Source organism: Corynebacterium sp. HMSC034E11 (assembly GCF_001835905.1).
GTDB lineage: Bacteria > Actinomycetota > Actinomycetes > Mycobacteriales > Mycobacteriaceae > Corynebacterium > Corynebacterium coyleae.
This window is the reverse complement of the sequence record NZ_KV826385.1, coordinates 143,931-159,506: the sequence shown is the minus strand read 5'-3', so window position 1 is coordinate 159,506 and position 15,576 is coordinate 143,931. Positions and strand designations below refer to the sequence as shown.

Genomic DNA, 15,576 nt, shown 5'->3' with positions numbered 1-15,576 from the left:
AGAAAACCATGAAGCGCATCGCTACCGCCGCTGTCGCGGCAACCCTGCCCCTGGCCCTCGTTGCCAGCCCGGCATTCGCCGCTGAAGGAGATTTTGGCTCTTCGCTCTACTACAGGGATTGCAAAGTCCAAATAGACGAAGTTTTCCTTAATTACGACCTCTCCTTGAAGGAGGCCAAGACCGACCAAGAGCGGGCCGAGATCAAGCAGGCCATCGAGGAAAACAAGACCGAATATTTAAAGGAGTACAACAGCTCCACCCCGTCCGGCGTCTGCATCAAAAAGACCGTAGATCAGGAAGAGTACAAGTCCGGCATGCTCGCCCTCCTGATCGGCGTTCCGGTCGCACTCGTCGCACTGCTCGGCGCAGCCGCTGCCTTCTCCGGCGCCATCCCAGGTGTCCAGCTCCCGGCACTGCCGTTCTAAGTCGGCGCGTTTCCACCCGGCTCCCTCTCGTGGGTGCCGGGTTTTGTTGTTGTAGGGATGCAACGAATGTAACGACCAGACTGCTGTGCTCGATCTCCCAACTACGCGTTAGCTTCCGCAACGCAGAACCAATGATCTAAGGAGAAGGCTATGAAGCGCATCGCCACCGCCGCCGTCGCGGCAACTGTGTCTCTGACCGCAATCGCAACCCCAGCCATCGCCGCTGAAACGGGTTCCTCTCAGTACTACAAGGACTGCAAGGTGGATGCCGACCGGTTCTTCAACAACAAGGGCAAGATCGAGGACAAGACGGACAACGGAATCGTCAAGGGTGGAATGGATGAGATCCAAAAGGCTAAGTTCGGCGAGAACAACAGCTCCACCGCTACCGGTGTCTGCGTGAAGAAGCTCGTCAATAACGACGAGTACAAGTCCGGGGCCCTCGCGCTCCTGGTCGGCGTCCCGGTCGCCCTTGTCGCACTGCTCGGCGCAGCTGCTGCCTTCTCCGGCGCTATCCCGGGTGTCCAGCTCCCGGCCCTGCCGTTCTAAGTCGGCACGCTTAGACGCGGTACATCGACCCGGATCCCCTGGTGGGGGACCGGGTCTTTTTTATGTCCTGAAGTTTTTCTGTTGTTTGTACTGCGAAACGTCATTGACACACGTTTAATACCAGGTACACACCTCACCCCAAGGAGAAAACCATGAAGCGCATCGCTACCGCCGCTGTTGCGGCAACCCTGCCCCTGTCCCTCGTTGCCAGCCCGGCATTCGCCGCTGAGGACGACCTTGGCTCTTCGTTCTACTACAGGGAATGCAAAGTCGAAGTAGATAGCATCTTCCTTGGGTACGACCAATATCTGGCGGACACGAAAGACGAAGATAAGGCTGAGGCCAAGAAAGACATCAAGGAAGATAGGGCCGATCGATTCAAGGAGTACAACAGCTCCACCCCCTCCGGCGTCTGCATCAAGAAGACCGCTGATCAGGAAGAATACAAGTCCGGCATGCTCGGCCTCCTGATCGGCGTCCCGGTTGGCCTCGTCGCACTGCTCGGCGCAGCCGCTGCCTTCTCCGGCGCTATCCCGGGCCTGCAGCTCCCGGCACTGCCGTTCTAAGTCGGCGCACTTCGGCGCTACAGATTCAACCCGGTCCCTAGTGAAGGGGCCGGGTTTTGTGTTGCCATGTGGAACTTTCTTCGGTGTGCCGTTGTGGTCCCCTGGGGAAAGTGAATTATTTGGGTGTGGTGGGGGAGGAAAGTTCCCGAGAGCAGCCGTTTTCATCGTCGCGTGACTGAGCGGGGAAGCAAACGTCAGTGAAGGCCACGAAACCTGTGTGATTTCTCCAACCCGCAACACAGATTCGGTCCGTACAAGTGAATGGCGACGGGCACAACGCCCGAGCGAATCAACTCGTGCGAATCAATTAGCGAAGGAGTAATCATGACCAACACTCGTATTGCAGCCGCCGCTACCGCTCTTGTTCTCGGCGCAACCGGACTTGCCGCCTGCAACGACTCCGAGGACACCACCGACTCCGTGACCACCCCAACCGACGGTGTGGTCTCCGACGTCAGCGACGCCGTCACCACCGGTGGCGCCACCGCAGGTGACACGGGCAGCACGGGTGGCACGGACTCCACCGGCGATGCGGTCGTCTCCGATACGGCTGTTGTCTCCGAGGACCCGCTGGCGCCGAGCGACGCGGTCATTTCCGACGAGGTAGTGACCAACTCCATTCCGGCTGACGGTGCAGCAGGTGGCGCTGCCGACGATGCAGCTGGCAGTGCAGCCACCGCACCGACCAACTAAGCCAACACCGGACAGCGGGTAACGCCCGCTAGAACGGTTCTGACACCGCCCGGCTAATCACCACTGCGTCAGTCTCGATGCGCTCACGCAGTTGAAGCTCGGCGGTGTTGTTGCTGTCTGAGGTGAGCACCCAACCCGCCCAAGCGTCCTTGCCGGGGGAGAAGATGCCGTCGCCTTTGCCGATGATGTTCAAGGTGGCGTCGCGAAGCCAAAGCGGGCCGACGAGATCAGCATGTTCGGTGCCCTCGAGTGGGGCGACGAAGGGTTGGTAGGCGACGGCGTTGAGGGCGGCAAGGGTGTCGTCGAAAAGCTGCTGCGCCACCGCCATGTGTTGCGAGGCACCGAGATAGACGATGGTGGTGAGGGAGAGGGGGCCGGTGGGCTCGTCGCGAAGCGTGAGGTCCGACAGGCCGCCGAGTGCCGCCGCGAACCGCGTGGGGCCGCCCATATCCTCGAAAAAGAAGTAGTCAAGCGCCTCGTCGCGGTTGGTCGTGGTGAAGTCCACGAGCGCGTTGAGCTCGTAGAGCTGGAGGTCCTCCGGCGCGGCGAGGTTGTCGTACGCGGCTTGGCAGCGGAGATCCCAAAGCACGTACTCGTCCTCTATGGGGTGGGGGTGCGGCGACACCGCCGCAATCTCGACGCCGCTGGCCCGGATGCGGTTCAGGTAAAGCTCGTACGCGCCGTCGAGGTCCGGCTCGTGCGCCACGAAATGAGTGGTGACGATCTCGAAGGACATGCGAATGACACTACGCCATTGGGGGAGTGGGGAAATGTTTCACGTGAAACGGTGTGCTTAGTTGGGGAGGCGATACTTTCGCTTGCGGCTTGTCGGTGGGGCAGTGGGCACAATTTCGCCCACATCCACCATGCTGCGGAGTCTTGGACGCAAGGTATTCACGCTTACTTCAAGGTGGTCCGCGATATCGCGTGCTGCTGCCTCTCCAACTTGGGCCAGGTAGGCGATGAGTTTGTTGTCCGTTTCATCGAGTTCGATGCCGCTGCTTGAAAGAACAAACGAATCCCGCGTGTGGCCCGGACCGAGCAGCCCGCGTGTGACGAGATCACTCAACAGACTGCGTGCATCGTCACTATCAAGCCCAATGTGCTTACGGAGCTCCTTCACGGACACAGCACCCAAACCCTTGGCAATCGCCAGCGCGATCTGTTCCTCTCGAGTGCTGTCGGGCGCGACCGACTCCAGCCATGTCGACATTTCAGGATCAAGGATCCCGAACCTGTAGAGGATGACGGTGAACTCACCAATCCGGGCATCGAACACCGGCTGGGGCAGGCCATAGCCTTCCATCCCTTGCTTCATTCGCTGAATACCGCTTCCCTGGTTTTCAGCCACGCGCATCGAGCCTGAAGGCGTTGGAAGGTTGCTCAGCAAGTTCGCGAGCGAAGGGTTCCTGCTTACCGACCTGTTCTCGTCGATATTGTCTTCGGTGCGATCTCCCCACAGTCCGCCGGGACTGTTTACCTCGACCCGGTCCGGGTACACATCAACCTGCACTTGCCGCCCCTGAACCTGCGGACTGTAGTCACGGTGCATCGCGGCATTCACAATCGCTTCACGCAGAGCAATCTCTGGAATCTCAGGTTCGTCGACCATATTCGACCCAACTTCCACAGTACGAACCCGGAGATTGCGCACGACAGCTTTAATCGCATCCTCGACCGCCAGTGGAAGCGGACCGTCGCAGTGAGCCCGATCAAGGAAGCGTGTCTCAGACGTCGACTTCTCCGTCGTCGGGTGCACTGCGACATCGATGAAGAGCTGCGGGAAGAACTGCTGCGGATAGCTGCCCAATGCCAACGCGCCCGCAAGGGTTGGTACGCCCTCTGCATCAAGCACATGCAGTCGCTCCAGAACCTCTGCATCGGTTCTTGTTCCCACCCGGATCCGGGATCCCCTCTTCTCCAAAGATTGGATCAGCCCGTTCCACGTCTGGCCATCCAGGTCATCGAGGTTCGCCCCAGGAACAGGCAGCAACTCCGAGGAATCTGGCGTGTAGAGATTCATGAGCTGGAAGATCTCGTAGCTGGAAAGCCTCTGATCGCCATCCAGTACTCGCTTGTACGCGCCATCCCGGAGTCCTTGCGAGGTCACGTAACACGGCATCTGCTTTCCGAGGCGCTCATCGGCACGCATCGGCCGCACCTCAACCAAAATCACCGGCGCACCCTGGTACTCGTCGAGTTCGACGACAGTCTCGGGTATCGGCGTCACCGGAGGCTTCTGTTGGTCGACCCTCAAAGCACTGATGAGTCGATCATTCATCGCACGAGAGTCAAAATCAGTGGCTGGCTGGAACGTACCGGTCGACTGATCTTCCTCAATGCCAAGGACGATCAGGCCACCCTTCGTATTGGCGAAGGCACTCACGGCTTTCCAAAAGGCGGTATCCAACTTCCCCGTACCGGATTTCGCCTCAATCCAGTGATCATCATTCCGCTGGCGCCGCAGCCTGGCCATGATGTCATCCATCCGCTCACTCATGCTCTCACTGTACTCACTTTTTACAGTGAGGGCATCACTCAATACAGTGAGGACCCATTTTCACCTCTCTTTTTACAGTGAGGGCGTCACTTCATACAGTGAGGAGCCATCTCGATACAGTGAGCACCTGATGTTTCACGTGAAACACCTCGAAGAGCAACAAGGCAAAAGAAAACCGCCCCGAAGGGCGGTCGTCTCAACAGAAGGGGACTAGCGGGCAGCGCCTGCTTGGGTGTCCGCCGGGGTGGTGACGGTGTCGTCGTCAAGCGAATCGTTCTTGATCTTGCCCGCAGCGAACTTGTTCACAATCAGGGCGATCGCGCCGTCGCCGGTGACGTTGGCGGCGGTGCCGAAGGAGTCAACGACGATGTAGGACGCGATCATGAGCGAGACCATGGACTCGTCGAAACCGAGGTTGGACTGCAGCAGACCGACAGCGGCCATGATGGCGCCACCCGGCACGCCCGGCGCGGCGATCATCATGATGCCCAGCAGGAGGATGAATCCGATGACCTGGCCGGCGGAAATATCCAGGTTGGCCATAAACACGATGGAGAGCGCGTAGAGGGTGATCTTCATCATCGAGCCGGACAGGTGAATCGTCGCACAGAGCGGGACCACGAAGCCGGCGACGTCCTCGTCAACCTTGTTCTTCAGGGTGGACTTGTAGGTGACCGGGATGGTCGCGGCGGAGGACGAGGTGCCCAGTGCTGTGAAGTATGCCGGCAGCATGTTCTTCAGCGCCTTGAACGGGTTCACGCCAGCGACGGTGCCTGCGACGAGGTACTGCAGCAGGACGATCACAATGGTCATGACCACGGACAGCAGCAGGACCACACCCATGGCGGCCATGGTGTCGCCGAAGTTTTCGTTCATGCCCAGACCCAGGAATGTGCCGAAGATGTACAGCGGCAGCAGCGGGATCACGAAGGTGACCACGACCTTGAGTACGACGTGGTTCAGCTCGTCGAGCACGTTATAGAGGTTGTCGGACTTCACCGCCGTCATAGCCAAACCGACCATGAAGGCGAGGAGCAGCGCAGACATGATCTCCACCGGCGCGGGCATGTCGACAGTGAAGTAGGGGGCCAGGCCACCCTCGTCGGGGTCGGCGACGTTGGTGATCAGATCGCGGCCCTCAAGGAGCTTGGGATAGAGGACGCCACCGGTCGCCCACGCAAGCAGGCCAGAGAGCACGGTGGAGCCGTATGCGACACCAGCAGTGATGCCGAGCCACTTGCTGGCACCCTTGCCCAGGCCAGCGATGGCGGGGGCGATGAGTGCAAAGATGAGGACCGGCACGAAGAAGCCGAGGAAGTTAGAGAACAGCCCGTTGAACGTGACAAAGACGCGGGCAAGCCAGTCCGGGAAGAAGAAGCTGCAGGCGAAGCCCAAGGCAATCGCTACAACCACCCAGAACAGCAATGAGTGGAGGATTTTCTTTTGCATGGGCCTAGCGTAGCCCGTATTTATGCAATCTACTGCATTTTGATCATATTTTTTTGCAGGTGAGTGTGCGGTCGTATGCTTAGTGGCTATGAGTCCGTTCGCGAACATGAGCTCCCTTAACGTTGTCCTCGGCATTATCTTCTCGTTGCTAACGCTTGCGCTGTTCATCCCCGGCGCGCTCGCCTCTGCGGGCAAGCTGCCCGGCAACAAGTGGATCGGCCTCCACGTGCCGGCTGTGCGCAAGGACGAAGGCATTTGGAACCAGGCGCATAAGGTAGCGGGTCCGTTCTGGGTGCTGGCCGCGTTGGCGCTCGCGTTCGGCGCGGCGTTTTCGTTCATCGCTTCCGGCTGGATGTGGGTCATGCCGGCGATCGCGGCGGTAGCGGCGGTGATTTCGGCGTCCGTGGGCGGCAACTTCGGTGCGCGCGCCGCGACGTTGGTGGAGCACGCGCGTGAGCAGGCGCCTGCGCAAGAAGAGGAGAAGCCCGCGGTGAACCTTGATGCTTTGCGACGAGCCGCCGACCACGCCGACAACAACGAATAAAATGAGCCCGCGAAGCCGGATCCTCGGCTACACTTCCTTTTTGTGACGTACATGACTTCTCAAACATGGTGGTGGCTCGCCTAACTGGCGCGCCACCTAGCGAAGTCACGGCCCGCCAGCTTGTCCCCCAAGCGCCGCGGGCCCTTTTTTATCCCTCGGTGCAAGCAAGAACAGAACCGAGGATCACATGAAATTCACCCGTCAAGAGGTGCGCTACCACGAGGATGTGGCAAGCCTCTTCGCCCACATCGGCGGCCTCGACGCAACCGACACGGTGTTGCTCGAGTCCGCTGACATCACGACACGTTCGGGGTTGCAGTCGTTGGCGGTGCTGCGGTCGTCGATACGCATTACTTGCTCCGGCAACCGCGTGACGCTCACACCGCTGACGCCGTCGGGCGAGATTATTGCGAACGAGATCGGGCTCGAGCACGAGTTTCCGCGCGTTGATGTGGAGGACGAGCGCGAGCGCCTGACCGCGGCGTCCACGATGGATGTGCTGCGCAAACTGACCGCCACCGAGGGCAATGAGGACTTTCCGCTGCTCGCGGGCGGTTTCGCGTTTGATTACCTGGAGACGTTCGAGCGCCTGCCCGAGGTCGCGGACGGCGACAACACCTACCCGGATTACGAGTTTGTCCTCGCGGAGGTCGTGCTGCGCGTCAACCACGAGACCGGCACGGCGTACCTCGCCGGGGTTGATGCTGCAGGTGACGGCATTGATCTCGCCGAGATCGCAGCGCGTATCGACGACGCCCCCGCACCCACCGACCCAACCACCCTCACCGGCACCCTCGTCGCCGAGGCAGATATGCCGGACGAGGAGTTCCGTGGGGTAGTGGAGCAGCTGCAGGGCAACATTTACAACGGCGACATCTACCAAGTCGTGCCGGCGCGCAGCTTCACCGCCGACTGCGACGACGCCTTCGGTGCGTACCGCCGCCTGCGTGCCGCGAACCCCTCGCCGTACATGTTCTACATCCGCGGCGAGGGCTACGAACTGTTCGGCGCATCGCCGGAGTCGAACCTGAAGTTCTCGCCGACCACCCGCCAGGTGCAGCTGTATCCCATTGCCGGCACGCGCCCGCGCGGGCTGAACCCGGACGGCACGGTCAATCACGAACTGGACACGCGCATGGAACTGCAGTTGCGCACCGACGCCAAAGAGGTTGCCGAGCACACCATGCTGGTGGACCTGGCCCGCAACGACATGGCGCGCGTGGCCGAGCCGCGTACCCGCAAGGTGCAAGACCTACTGCAGGTGGACCGCTACTCGCGCGTGATGCACCTGGTCAGCCGGGTCACCGCGACCCTGGCCGCGGACCTCGACGCACTTGACGCCTACCGCGCGTGCATGAACATGGGCACCCTCACCGGCGCGCCGAAACTGCGCGCGACCGAACTGCTGCGCTCCGTGGAGCGCAAGCGCCGCGGCTCCTACGGCGGGGCGGTGGGCTACTTGCGTGGCGACGGCGAATTCGACACCTGCATCGTCATCCGCTCCGCCTTCGTGGCCAATGGCAAGGCCATCGTGCAGGCCGGCGCGGGCGTTGTGCGCGACTCCGTGCCCCAGTCCGAGGCTGACGAAACTCTGCACAAGGCCTACGCAGTCCTGCACGCACTCGCCGGTGGCCGCGACCTGGAGGTGAAGAAATGATCGTCCTGCTGGATAACCAAGACTCCTTCGTTTACAACCTGGTGGACGCATTCGCGGACTACGACACCGTGGTCTACCGCAACACCGTTACCGCCGACACGGTGCTGAACGCCAACCCGGACCTCATCGTGCTTTCGCCCGGCCCGGGCTACCCGGCTGACGCGGGCTGCATGATGGAGGTCATCGAACGCGCCCAGGGACGGATCCCGATTCTGGGCATCTGCCTGGGCTTTCAGGCTCTGGTGGAGCACTTTGGTGGGCGGGTTGAGCCGTGCGGGCCGGTGCATGGGTCGTCGCAAAGCATGGTGCTTACAGACGGCCGCCACGTCCCCGTCGCCCGCTACCACTCCCTCGGCGCCACCACCGCGCCACCCGGCATTACGCCACTGGCGTGGACCGGCACGGACATCGGCGACGTGATCATGGTCGCCGAAACCGACGACGGCATGTCCATCGGACTGCAGTTCCACCCCGAATCCATCCTCACCCCCTCTGGCCCACAGATCCTGGACCACTGTGTGACGAAATTGCTACAGAAAGGCCACGACAATGACTAGCCAACTCGAGATCTTCCGCCGCTTCATGGACAACCCCGAGCCCACCCTCGAGGAGGCCATCGAGGCGTTTACCCCGCTGACCGTCGGCGACTACGACGACGTGCACATCGCCGCACTGTTGGCCATGATCCGCACGCGCGGCGAAACTTTTGCAGACATCGCCGGTGCGGCCCGCGCCTTCCTCGCCGCCGGGCGCCCGTTCCCGGTGACGGGGGAGGGGATCATGGACACCGCCGGCACGGGTGGCGACGGCGCGAACACCATCAACATCACCACCGCCGCTTCGCTTACCGCAGCCGCCGGGGGCGTGAAGATGATCAAGTGCGGCAACCGCTCCGTGTCCTCCAAGTCCGGTTCGGCGGACGTGCTCGAGGCGCTGAATATCCCGCTAGACCTCGACCCGGACCGTGCTGTGCGCCAGTTCGAGTCCTCCAACTTCACGTTCCTGTTCGCCCCGGCGTACAACCCGGCGATCGCGTTCGTGCAGCAGGTCCGCAAGGCACTTGGCGTGTCCACGCTGTTTAACACGATGGGCCCGCTGCTCAGCCCGGCACGCCCGGAGTTCCAGATCATGGGCATCGCCAACCCGGCGCTCGGCCAGGTGATTGCGGAAACGATGCGTGAGCTGGGCCGTAACCGTGCGCTCGTCGTCCATGGCGCGGGCACCGACGAGATCGCAGTCCACGGCGATACCGAGGTCTGGGAGCTCAAGGACGGCGAGATTACCCACTACACGGTCACGCCCGAGGAGCTCGGGGTGGAGCGCCACAGCCTGGAGGACCTACGTGGCGGCAACGGTGCCGAGAACGCAGCCTTCATGCGCGCCACGTTCGCGGGGGAGGGCCCGGCTGCCCACCGTGATGCCGTTGCCGTGTCCGCGGGTGCGATGTTCTACCTCTACGGCATCGCGGATTCGCTGGCGGCCGGTACCGAGCACGCGAAGCAGTTGCTTGCAAACGGCACGGTGGCCGATTGGCTCGCCACCCACGAGGAGGCCGATTACAGTGGCTAAGATTTTGACCAATATCGTTGAGAACCGAAAACGTCACCTTGACGATATTCGCGCACGCGTCGCCCACGTTGATTTCGACACGTTACGCAATTCGGAGCGCTCTCTGTACGACTCCCTGTCGCGTCCCGGCACCGCATTCATCATGGAATGCAAGTCCGCATCACCCTCGCTCGGGCCGATTCGCGACGACTACAAGCCGGGGGAGATCGCGTCGGTCTACTCCCGCTACGCCGCTGGCATCTCCGTGCTGTGCGAGCCGGACTTCTTTAACGGCGACTACAACCACCTGGCCACCGTCGCCGCGACGACCCATTTGCCGGTGCTGTGCAAGGACTTCATCATCGACGAGGTCCAGATCTACGCCGCGCGCTACTTCGGCGCCGACGCGATCCTGCTCATGCTCTCCGTCCTTACCGACGAGGAGTACGCGCACCTGGCTTCCATCGCCGAGTCGCTCAATATGGACGTGCTCACCGAGGTGATCAACGAGGACGAGGCTCACCGTGCCATCAAGCTCGGCGCAAAGATCTTCGGCGTGAACCACCGCAACCTTCACGATCTCTCCATCGACCTCGACCGCTCCGCACGCCTCGCCGAGCTCGCTCCCGATGGGGCAGTGGTGGTCTCCGAGTCCGGCATCCGCGACTCCGCAACCGTGCGTCGCCTCGGCGGTCACTCCGATGCGTTCCTGGTTGGCAGCCAACTGACCTCCCAGCCGGACATCGACCGCGCGTGCCGCGAACTCGTCTACGGCCCGAACAAGGTCTGCGGCCTACGCTCCGGATCCGCTGCCCAAGCCGCCAAAGCGTGCGGTGCGGTCTACGGCGGGCTCATTTTCGACGACGCCTCCCCGCGCAATGTTTCACGTGAAACAGCCACCGACATCATCGCCGCCGAGCCCGGCCTGGACTACGTCGCGGTTTCCCGCCGCACCTCGGGTTACGACGAGCTCGTCCAACCCGGCATCGCCGCTGTCCAGATCCACGCGCCGTACCAGGGCTCCGTCGAGGCGGAACTGGCGCTCATCGAATCCGTGCGCAAGGAGGTCGACGTCGAGGTCTGGCGTGCAGTCTCCATGACGCAGCCGGATGGCGAAAAGGTGGCCGAGGCGGTTGCTGGGGTCGTCGACAAGCTCGTGCTCGATGCCCACGACGGCGGGTCGGGGGAGCGCTTCGACTGGACGCGCGTGCCGGACGCCGTGAAGGAGAAGGCGTTTCTCGCGGGCGGCCTCAACCCCGACAACCTCACCGATGCGCTGCGCGTCGGATGCGCCGGCCTCGACCTGAACTCCGGCTTCGAAGACCCCAACGGCCACAAAGACGCGGGCGCGCTGCGACGCGGCTTTGACACCATTGGCAACTACCACGACTAAAGGACACCCCATGACTCTCCTCCCTGCGTACTACGGCGAATTCGGCGGGCAGTTCGTCCCCGAATCCCTCCTGCCAGCGCTCGACCAACTCGAGCAAGCCTTCGTCGACGCGTTTAACGACGAGGCCTTCATGGCCGAATACCGTTCCCTCCTGCGCGACTACCTCGGCCGCCCAACCCCGCTGACCGAATGCCGCAACTTGCCCATCGACGGCAACGCGCGCATCTTCCTCAAGCGTGAGGACCTCGTGCACGGCGGCGCCCACAAGACCAACCAGGTGATCGGTCAGGCGCTGTTGGCGAAGAAGATGGGCAAAACCCGCATCATCGCGGAGACCGGCGCCGGCCAGCACGGCACCGCAACCGCGCTTGCCTGTGCGCTGCTTGGCCTGGACTGCGTGATCTACATGGGCAAGACCGACATGCAGCGCCAGGCGCCGAACGTGTACCGCATGCGCTTGATGGGCGCGAAGGTCGTCGGCGTGGAATCCGGCGCGGGCACCCTGAAGGACGCGGTGAACGAGGCGCTTCGTGACTGGACCGCAACCTTCCACGAATCCCACTACCTCCTTGGCACGGCTGCCGGCCCGCACCCGTTCCCGAAGATCGTCAAGGAATTCCACCGCGTGATCTCCACCGAGGCCCGCGCCCAGATCCTCGAGCGCACCGGCGCCCTGCCGGACGTGGTCGTCGCCTGCGTCGGCGGCGGCTCCAACGCCATCGGCATGTTCGCCGATTTCATTGACGACGACAGCGTCGAACTGGTCGGCGCCGAACCCGGCGGCGAAGGCTTCGGCCAAGGCAAGCACGGCGCCGCCATCGCCCAGGGCACCATCGGCATCCTGCACGGCACCCGCTCGTACCTCATGCGTGACGACGACGGCCAGGTCGAAGAGTCCTACTCCATCTCCGCCGGCCTGGACTACCCGGCCGTCGGCCCGGAGCACGCCTACCTCGCCCAATCCGGCCGTGCGAAGTACGTGCCCGTCACCGACGACGAGGCCCTCGACGCCTTCCAGGCCCTATCCCGCCACGAGGGCATCATCCCGGCGCTCGAGTCCTCGCACGCCCTGGCCTACGCCCTGAAGCGCGCCGCCGAGCACCCGGCCGACGCCGAGCCGCTGAACATTCTCGTCGCCCTGTCCGGCCGCGGCGACAAGGACATCGCACACGTGCGAGCAACCCTCGAGCAGAAGGAGAACAAGTAAATGTCGCGCTACGAGCAACTCTTTGCCAAGGGGGAGGGCGCGTTCGTCCCCTTCATCATGCTGTCCGACCCGAACCCGGACGACGCGGTGGAGATCATCTCCGCCATCGTCGAAGCAGGCGCCGACGCACTCGAGCTCGGCGTGCCGTTCTCCGACCCGGTCGCCGACGGCCCCGCCATCCAGGGCGCTCATGTCCGCGCTCTGCGTGGGGGAGCGACCGTGCAGCAGTCCCTCGACCAGGTGCGCACCATCCGCGAGCGCTACCCGGACCTGCCGATCGGCATGCTGATCTACGCCAACGTCGCCCACACTCGCGGCCTCGACCGCTTCTACACCGAGTTCAAGGAGGCCGGCGCCGATAGCGTATTGCTTCCCGACGTCCCCGTGCGCGAGTCTGACCCCTTCACCGCCGCCGCCGAGCGCGCCGGCATCGACCCGATCTTCATCGCCCCGGCCAAGGCCTCCCGCGAGGTCCTCGAGGGCGTGGCCGCTAACTCCCGCGGCTACATTTACGCCATTTCTCGCGACGGCGTCACCGGCGCGGAGAATGAGGCGACGGTGGAGGGCCTGCGTGAGGTCGTCGATAATGTGCAGTCCTTCGGCGGCGCACCGGTACTGCTCGGCTTCGGCATCTCCCGTCCCGAGCACGTGCGCGACGCGATCGCCGCTGGGGCCGCTGGCGCGATCACCGGGTCGGCGATTACGAACATTATTGATAAGTATGTCGTCGATAATCGCGTGGAAAACATGGACGGGCTGAAGCGGGAACTTTCCGACTACGTGGGCGCCATGAAGCAAGCTACGATCGCATCATGACCTGTTCACGTCGCATGTTCCTGCTCGGCACCGCCACTACCTTCGCCGGTGCCTTCCTGGCCGCCTGCGGGGAAGAGGCCCCCGAAGAAATTGCGAAGACCGACGTGCCGGTCGGCTCCGCGGTGATCCTGGACAAGTTCATCATCGCCCAGCCGTCCGCCGGCCAGTTCGTCGCATACTCGGCGGTGTGCCCGCACCAGCAGAAGAAGATCACGAAGGTGGAGGGCGAGACCGTTAAGTGCGTCGCCCACGGTTCCGTCTTCAACATTGCGACCGGCGAGCGCGTCTCCGGCCCCGCCATCTCCGGCCTGCGCGAGGTGGAGGTCATCGAAGCCGGCGACAAGGTCGAAGCCCAAAACCCGGCGAGCTAACCCGCTGGCCGTAGACTCGGCCACATGAAGAAGCTCGATCCTCTCCTCGTCGGCATCGTTGTTGCGGCGATCCTCGCCTTCATCGTGCCGGCGCGCGGCGCGTTCGCGGACGGTTTTGGGGTGGCCGTCAAACTCGCGATCGCGCTGCTCTTTTCCCTCTACGGCGCACGCCTATCGACGCAAGAAGCCCTCCGGGGCCTCACCAACTGGCGCCTCCATGCCCTCATCCTCGCGTTTACCTTCGTGGCATACCCGCTGATCGGTCTGCTCGCGCGACCTACCACCGGGCTCATCTCCGAGGACCTCTACCAGGGCCTACTCTTCATGACCCTCGTTCCGTCCACCGTCCAGTCCTCCGTGGCGCTGACCGGCATCGCACGCGGCAACGTGTCCGGTGCTGTTGTGGCGGCGTCGGTGTCGTCGTTGATGGGTGTCGTCGCTACGCCATTGCTCGTGATGTGGCTGATGGGCGCCGGCGACGGCGTGCACATCGACACCACCGTGTTCACCGACATCGCCCTCCAACTCCTCCTGCCGTTCATGCTCGGCCAGTTGGCGCACAAGCGGCTGGGGGAGTTGGCCAAATCCAAGACCACCAAGATCGTCGACCGCGGCTCCATCTGGATGGTCGTCTACTCCGCCTTTTCCAAAGGTGTCGTCTCCGGCGTGTGGTCGAACGTCACCGCGCTTGAGATCGTGCTGCTGATCGTATTCTCCGTGGTGTTGGTCTTCGCGATGCTGTGGCTGACCCGCGTCGTGCCTGCCGCGCTGCGGTTCCCGCGCGAGGACGTCGTCGCCGTGCAGATGTGCGGCACGCAGAAATCTCTTGCGACCGGCCTGCCCATGGCCACCGTCATCTTCGGCGGCGCGCAACTCGGCGTGTTGATCATCCCGCTGATGATCTACCACATGGCACAGTTGATTATCTGTTCCGCTTACGTCTCCAGAAAGAGTTTCACGTGAAACATTACGTCCGCATCCACTACAACGTCCCCGAACTCGGCGGAGAGCTGCTGAATATCGCTGAGCTGGAGGAGGTGTCGTCGCAAAGCTGCACCATGCTGCGCATGATTGAACTCGACCCTGCCGAAACCATCACCGGCATCTACGTCGACGGCCGCGTCATCGGGCAGGCCAACCAACCCATGGGCACCGTGCCACACCCGCGCACCTACGACGCGATGGAAGGCATCACCGCCCGCCACCTCACCGCCGACGAATTCGAAGGCCTCTGGAGCGAAGCCCGAGCGAAGTTCCCGCACTAGCTTTATTCTTCGCCTATGGGTAGCTTTTTCGACACCATAGGCCCCTTCCTGCCTGGCCCGCTCGAGATCATCGCGTTCTATGGCCAGATTTTCCTCCCGATCCTGGTGCTGTTTTTCATCGCTCGGATGATCTTCCCGGGCCGCGCACCCATCGGATTCCGCCGCGACCTTATCGACGGCGTCATCCGCACCATCCACATCACCCCGCACATCCCGGGTGTGGACTCGACCGTCAGATACATGTCCGTTGCGACGATCGAGGCCACCACGCCCAATGGGGTAGTGAAGTACAAGGACATCCCCGCCAGTCCCGGTGCCCTCCCCAGCGCGGTTCGTCGGCAGATTTTCAAGCGCCCCCTACGCCAGCGCTCGCATCGGATCGACGTCGGCGACACGCTCAAAGCCCGCGAGATCCGCCGCCAGATCCAGAGTGGTGGCTACGACTTCACCCTGCCGCAGCCGGTCCGCGTGAAACTCGTCCCGCCGAAGAAGGAAGGCAAGCGCCTCTGGTACCGCGTGGTGAATTAGTTGGTGCGTCCCCACTTGTCCGCAATGCGGAGTTGCGGATGCTTGACGACGACCCCACGCGCCCG

Annotated in this window: 18 protein-coding genes; 15 read left to right on the top strand and 3 right to left on the bottom strand. The window is 62.8% G+C overall.

The window, feature by feature from the left end; all coding sequences use genetic code 11:
- The 4 genes from HMPREF2690_RS02320 to HMPREF2690_RS02305 all read left to right on the top strand — a co-directional run.
- Window positions 1-425: hypothetical protein (locus tag HMPREF2690_RS02320; RefSeq protein WP_210401373.1), on the top strand; the 425-nt coding region annotated here is incomplete at its 5' end.
- Window positions 426-575: 150 nt separating this feature from the next.
- A complete protein-coding gene (locus tag HMPREF2690_RS02315; RefSeq protein ID WP_070820062.1) occupies window positions 576-974 on the top strand; it encodes a hypothetical protein in 399 nt (132 codons plus the stop codon).
- Window positions 975-1,126: 152 nt separating this feature from the next.
- Entirely contained in the window at window positions 1,127-1,540 is a 414-nt protein-coding gene (locus tag HMPREF2690_RS02310; protein ID WP_070820061.1) for a hypothetical protein, read from the top strand.
- A 324-nt stretch (window positions 1,541-1,864) separates the two neighbouring features.
- On the top strand, window positions 1,865-2,233 hold the full coding sequence (locus HMPREF2690_RS02305) for a hypothetical protein (RefSeq protein ID WP_070820060.1): 369 nt from the start codon (window positions 1,865-1,867) through the stop codon (window positions 2,231-2,233).
- 28 nt (window positions 2,234-2,261) lie between these two features.
- Here the strand turns inward: HMPREF2690_RS02305 and HMPREF2690_RS02300 are convergent, their stop codons facing one another.
- The 3 genes from HMPREF2690_RS02300 to HMPREF2690_RS02290 form a co-directional block, all read right to left on the bottom strand.
- Complete coding sequence (locus tag HMPREF2690_RS02300; protein ID WP_070820059.1) at window positions 2,262-2,969, bottom strand: hypothetical protein; 708 nt, start codon at window positions 2,967-2,969, stop codon at window positions 2,262-2,264.
- A 57-nt stretch (window positions 2,970-3,026) separates the two neighbouring features.
- The gene (locus HMPREF2690_RS02295) at window positions 3,027-4,733 is read right to left on the bottom strand and encodes an ATP-binding protein (RefSeq protein WP_070820076.1); all 1,707 of its coding nucleotides are present in this window, start codon (window positions 4,731-4,733) and stop codon (window positions 3,027-3,029) included.
- A 210-nt stretch (window positions 4,734-4,943) separates the two neighbouring features.
- The gene (locus HMPREF2690_RS02290; protein ID WP_070820058.1) at window positions 4,944-6,182 is read right to left on the bottom strand and encodes a dicarboxylate/amino acid:cation symporter; all 1,239 of its coding nucleotides are present in this window, start codon (window positions 6,180-6,182) and stop codon (window positions 4,944-4,946) included.
- Between the two features lie 88 nt (window positions 6,183-6,270).
- On the opposite strand from HMPREF2690_RS02290, the gene HMPREF2690_RS02285 reads away from it, so the two are divergent.
- From HMPREF2690_RS02285 to HMPREF2690_RS02235, 11 genes are all read left to right on the top strand, one after another.
- Entirely contained in the window at window positions 6,271-6,726 is a 456-nt protein-coding gene (locus HMPREF2690_RS02285; RefSeq protein WP_224213302.1) for an SdpI family protein, read from the top strand.
- A gap of 187 nt (window positions 6,727-6,913) precedes the next feature.
- On the top strand, window positions 6,914-8,383 hold the full coding sequence (locus HMPREF2690_RS02280) for an anthranilate synthase component 1 (protein WP_070820057.1): 1,470 nt from the start codon (window positions 6,914-6,916) through the stop codon (window positions 8,381-8,383).
- Window positions 8,380-8,940: a glutamine amidotransferase-related protein gene (locus tag HMPREF2690_RS02275; protein WP_070820056.1), complete on the top strand. Its 561-nt coding sequence runs from the start codon at window positions 8,380-8,382 to the stop codon at window positions 8,938-8,940. Before HMPREF2690_RS02280 ends, HMPREF2690_RS02275 begins: the two co-directional genes overlap by 4 nt.
- A complete protein-coding gene (gene trpD / locus HMPREF2690_RS02270; RefSeq protein ID WP_070820055.1) occupies window positions 8,933-9,952 on the top strand; it encodes an anthranilate phosphoribosyltransferase in 1,020 nt (339 codons plus the stop codon). Before HMPREF2690_RS02275 ends, trpD begins: the two co-directional genes overlap by 8 nt.
- Window positions 9,945-11,324 carry a bifunctional indole-3-glycerol-phosphate synthase TrpC/phosphoribosylanthranilate isomerase TrpF gene (trpCF, locus tag HMPREF2690_RS02265; RefSeq protein ID WP_070820054.1) on the top strand — a complete coding sequence of 460 codons (1,380 nt, stop codon included), beginning with the start codon at window positions 9,945-9,947 and terminating at the stop codon, window positions 11,322-11,324. The genes trpD and trpCF overlap by 8 nt, the downstream gene beginning before the upstream one ends.
- Before the next feature lie 10 nt (window positions 11,325-11,334).
- Window positions 11,335-12,531, top strand: a complete 1,197-nt coding sequence (trpB, locus tag HMPREF2690_RS02260) for a tryptophan synthase subunit beta (protein WP_070820053.1) — start codon at window positions 11,335-11,337, stop codon at window positions 12,529-12,531.
- Window positions 12,532-13,347 (top strand): tryptophan synthase subunit alpha, encoded by an 816-nt coding sequence (gene trpA, locus HMPREF2690_RS02255; RefSeq protein WP_070483295.1) that lies wholly within the window; start codon window positions 12,532-12,534, stop codon window positions 13,345-13,347.
- The gene (locus tag HMPREF2690_RS02250) at window positions 13,344-13,718 is read left to right on the top strand and encodes a Rieske (2Fe-2S) protein (RefSeq protein ID WP_083279367.1); all 375 of its coding nucleotides are present in this window, start codon (window positions 13,344-13,346) and stop codon (window positions 13,716-13,718) included. Before trpA ends, HMPREF2690_RS02250 begins: the two co-directional genes overlap by 4 nt.
- 24 nt (window positions 13,719-13,742) lie before the next feature.
- Window positions 13,743-14,681 (top strand): bile acid:sodium symporter family protein, encoded by a 939-nt coding sequence (locus HMPREF2690_RS02245; RefSeq protein WP_070820052.1) that lies wholly within the window; start codon window positions 13,743-13,745, stop codon window positions 14,679-14,681.
- Complete coding sequence (locus tag HMPREF2690_RS02240) at window positions 14,678-14,983, top strand: hypothetical protein (RefSeq protein WP_070421893.1); 306 nt, start codon at window positions 14,678-14,680, stop codon at window positions 14,981-14,983. The genes HMPREF2690_RS02245 and HMPREF2690_RS02240 overlap by 4 nt, the downstream gene beginning before the upstream one ends.
- Before the next feature lie 15 nt (window positions 14,984-14,998).
- The gene (locus HMPREF2690_RS02235; RefSeq protein ID WP_070449798.1) at window positions 14,999-15,511 is read left to right on the top strand and encodes a hypothetical protein; all 513 of its coding nucleotides are present in this window, start codon (window positions 14,999-15,001) and stop codon (window positions 15,509-15,511) included.
- Window positions 15,512-15,576: the final 65 nt, after the last annotated feature.